The organism is Parafrankia soli, from assembly GCF_001854695.1.
Taxonomy (GTDB): Bacteria; Actinomycetota; Actinomycetes; order Frankiales; family Frankiaceae; genus Parafrankia; species Parafrankia soli.
On sequence record NZ_MAXA01000096.1, the window covers coordinates 1 to 3,418 of the forward strand.

Here is a 3,418-nt window from a genome sequence, read left to right on the forward strand (position 1 = left end):
CTCCTTTTCCAACCGGTCCTTCTCCGCCCGTAGCTTCTCCAGCTCCCGGTCCCGCTCATCGACCGGCGGACGGCCCTTCGGTTTCGACAGGCCCGACAACGCCCCCGCCTCACGGGCCTTACGCCACTCCACGATATGCGCCGAGTACAGGTTCTCCCGGCGCAGGATCGCGCCTTTCGCACCCGGCGACGTCGCCGCCTCGTACTCGGTCAGGATCCGCAGCTTGTACGCCGCCGTGAACGACCGCCGCCGCGCCTTCGGCTCGACCTCCGGGTCCGGCCGCCGGCCACCGTTCTCACGCCCGTCCACCCGAACATCATCCGCCAGGCCACGCCCGGCTGTCACCGCCGCAGTCACGATCTCCCGCTCCCAACCCGCCCTGGGTCACTAGTTGATGGATAACCCCCGTCTCAACTCATCCTGACAGATAGGGTGGGCAGGTCGATGTGGAACAGCAGCGCGGTGACGAACTGCTCCAGGTCGGAGTGTTCCACCAGCATGTGGGGTGCCAGAAGTCGGCTTGGGCCCGTGAGCTGGGGTGATGTGACCGTGCGGCAGACGGCATGATGGTCAGTTGTGTCCGTACGCCTGCTCTATCCGATCTTCGTTCGGGTGTGTGGCTGGCTGGTTCTCGTCGGTCGTTCGTCGGCGTCGAAGGACATCGAGTTGCTGGTGTTGCGGCATGAGGTCGCGGTGCTGCGCCGTACCCTGTGGGGTGCCAGAAGTCGGCCTGGGCCCATGAGCTGGGGTGATGCGACGGTGCAGCCGGCATGATGGTCAGCTATGTCCGTACGCCTGCTCTACCTGATCTTCGCTGAAGCGGCGCTGGGCGCCGCGGCCAGTGATCTCGCCGCTGCCACGAACCGGCTTGGTCTGGCTGAGCCTGTCGACCCTGCGCCGCGCCGCTTTCATTTCCGAGACATTCAGGTGCTCGGCGCTGAACGCCTCACCCGTGCGCTGACCGATGCGATCAGCGATCCGCAGCTGCGGGCCCTCCTCACCCGGCTCGGACACCGTTCCGACGGCCCGCTCGGCCATCTCCCCGGCGCGATCGACCAGGCCACCGACAGCGTCGAGATCCTCACCCAACCAAGCCGCCGCCGCGACTATGCACCCGTGCTTGGGCTCCGGGCCTGAGCGTCCCGGCGCACTGATCCGATGGTGTGCGGACGTCGGGTGCCCCGTTCGAGCTGGGGATGGGCGCGGTGTCCGTCTGGGGATGGCTACCAGCAAGCGGCCGGCGTAGAATCGAGCGAAACGAGCATGTCGATCGCTCCGATCGTCTTGGAGGCCGTTCATGACCTCGCCCACCCGACCCGAACCGCTCCACGACGAGACGTACCTGCCAGACGAGGACACCGGTGAGATCATTGACTTCCTGGCCGCGCTTCGCGACCGCGGCCGGCGGGCCGCCGACCCGCGGCCTCGGCTCACCGGCCCGGACGGACACAGCGTCGAGCTTCCCGAGCCGATGTTCAACGTCCTTCTGCAGGTCGCCGCGGCGATGAAGGCGGGCCTGGCCGTCACGGTGGCTCCGCACCATCTGACGATGTCCACCCAGGAAGCCGCGGATCTGCTCCGTATCTCCCGCACCACCCTGGTTCGGCTTCTGGAGAGTGGCGCCATCCCGTTCGAGAAGCCCAGCCGCCACCGCAAGGTCCGCCTCGGCGACCTCCTCGAGTACCGCCGACGCCAACGCCACGCCGCCGATCTCGCCTTCGCTGACATGGTCGCCGACACCGAGCGTCTCGGCCTCTACGACGGCAGCCCCGACGAGACCCGGACGGCGCTGAAAGCCGCCCGCAAGAAGGCCGAAGGCTGACCAGATGTTCGCCGCGCTGCTCGACACCTGCGTCCTCGTGCCCAGCAGGGCCCGCGACGTGCTGCTTGAGATCGCCAGCACAGGTGCCTACCGGCCGCTCTGGTCGAGCGAGATCCTGAACGAGCTCGAACGGACCCTGCGTACACTGCTCGGCAAGCGCGGAATCTCATCAGAAGAAACCGACGCCTACCTCACCCGCCTCTTCCGGCAGATGAAGACCGCCTTCCCCGACACGCCCGTGGCCGGCTGGGAACGGCTCGTGCCGACCATCGAACTCCCTGACCCCGACGACCGACACGTGGTCGCCGCCGCCCTGGCCGGCCGAGCCGACGTGATCGTGACCGACAACCTCGCGGACTTTCCACCCACTGCGCTGCCCGCGCCCCTGACCCGCCAATCCCTCGACGACTTCCTCCTCGACGAACTCGACCTCCACCCAGACCTCGTCGTCAAGGCCGTTCGTGCCATCGCCGCCAGGACCGGCAGATCCGGCCCCACGCTGACCGCCTATGACATCGCTACCTACCTGCATGCCCACGGCGCCCCAGCATTCGGCGAACGCCTTCTCGTTGCACTCGGTCAGGCGGCAACACCGGCTCCGTAGTGACGTGCGCCGTGTGGGGTGCCAGAAGTCGGCTTGAGTCTGTGACCTGGGGCGATGCGCCGGCGCGGGGCCGGCCGCATGATGGTCAGCTATGTCCGTGCGCCTGCTGTACCTGATCTTCGTGCGGGTCTGTGGCTGGCTGGTTCTACTCGGCCGCTCGTCGGCCGCCAAGGACGTGGAATTGCTGGTGCTGCGGCATGAGGTCACGGTGCTGCGCCGTACCCAGCCCAAGCCCCGGTGGGACTGGGCGGACCGGGCGGTCCTCGCCGCCCTGATCCGACTCCTGCCCAAGACGCTGCGAGTCCACCGGCTGGTCACCCCGGGGACCGTCCCGCGGTGGCACCGCCGCCTGATCACACGGAGATGGACCCACCCGCACCGGACCGGACGACCACCGATCAGCCCGGAGATCGCCACGCTGATCAAGCGGCTCGCGACCGAGAACACGATGTGGGGCTACCAGCGGATCCAGGGCGAGATCCTCACACTCGGCCACAAGGTGAGCGCCTCCACGATCCGCCGGGTCCTGAAGACCCTGAGGTTTGGGTTGGGTGTGGACCCTGCTGGTTAATTGAGCCGACACGCCGGGTGGGGTCGTCGTCGGGAGCGTGTCGCGGCTGGATCATGCCGTGTGCGGCCGTCTTCCTCCTCTTTTCGTCCGGCTGCGGGATGGGGTGTGTGGTGTCGGTGCATCCTCGGTCGTGGCCGGAGCCGGCGGCGGAGATCGTGAACGCGGTCCGGGTGATGTATGCCCGTCGGAAGGCACCACTGGCGGTAGCGGCGCGCGACCAGTTGGGTGAGCTGTTCGCGGATGAGCAGTTCGTCGAGGCGTTCGGGGTGCGGGGCCGTTCGGGCTGGTCGCCGGGCCGGCTGGCGCTGATCACGGTGCTGCAGATGGCGGAGAACCTGACTGATCGGGCGGCGGTGGACGCGGTCCGGCTGCGGATCGACTGGAAGTACGCGCTGGGCTTGGGGCTCGATGACGAGGGGTT

5 protein-coding genes and 2 pseudogenes are annotated in these 3,418 nt (G+C 68.0%); 6 read left to right on the plus strand and 1 reads right to left on the minus strand.

Going from position 1 to position 3,418, the window contains the following annotated elements; genetic code table 11:
• A partial coding sequence (locus BBK14_RS09735; protein WP_083390829.1) for a hypothetical protein occupies positions 1-309 on the minus strand: 309 nt, incomplete at its 3' end.
• Positions 310-576: 267 nt separating this feature from the next.
• Here BBK14_RS09735 and BBK14_RS35005 point away from each other — a divergent pair.
• The 6 genes and pseudogenes from BBK14_RS35005 to BBK14_RS42755 form a co-directional block, all read left to right on the plus strand.
• Entirely contained in the window at positions 577-774 is a 198-nt protein-coding gene (locus BBK14_RS35005; protein WP_083390830.1) for a hypothetical protein, read from the plus strand.
• 9 nt (positions 775-783) lie between these two features.
• Positions 784-1,137: a hypothetical protein gene (locus BBK14_RS09740; RefSeq protein WP_071061213.1), complete on the plus strand. Its 354-nt coding sequence runs from the start codon at positions 784-786 to the stop codon at positions 1,135-1,137.
• Positions 1,138-1,297: 160 nt separating this feature from the next.
• Entirely contained in the window at positions 1,298-1,822 is a 525-nt protein-coding gene (locus BBK14_RS09745) for a helix-turn-helix domain-containing protein (RefSeq protein ID WP_071061216.1), read from the plus strand.
• Positions 1,823-1,826: 4 nt separating this feature from the next.
• The gene (locus tag BBK14_RS09750; RefSeq protein ID WP_071061218.1) at positions 1,827-2,426 is read left to right on the plus strand and encodes a PIN domain-containing protein; all 600 of its coding nucleotides are present in this window, start codon (positions 1,827-1,829) and stop codon (positions 2,424-2,426) included.
• Positions 2,427-2,517: 91 nt separating this feature from the next.
• Positions 2,518-2,991 (plus strand): annotated as a pseudogene (locus tag BBK14_RS09755) (helix-turn-helix domain-containing protein); the annotation flags it as partial.
• 284 nt (positions 2,992-3,275) lie between these two features.
• A pseudogene (locus BBK14_RS42755) lies at positions 3,276-3,418 on the plus strand (transposase); the annotation flags it as partial.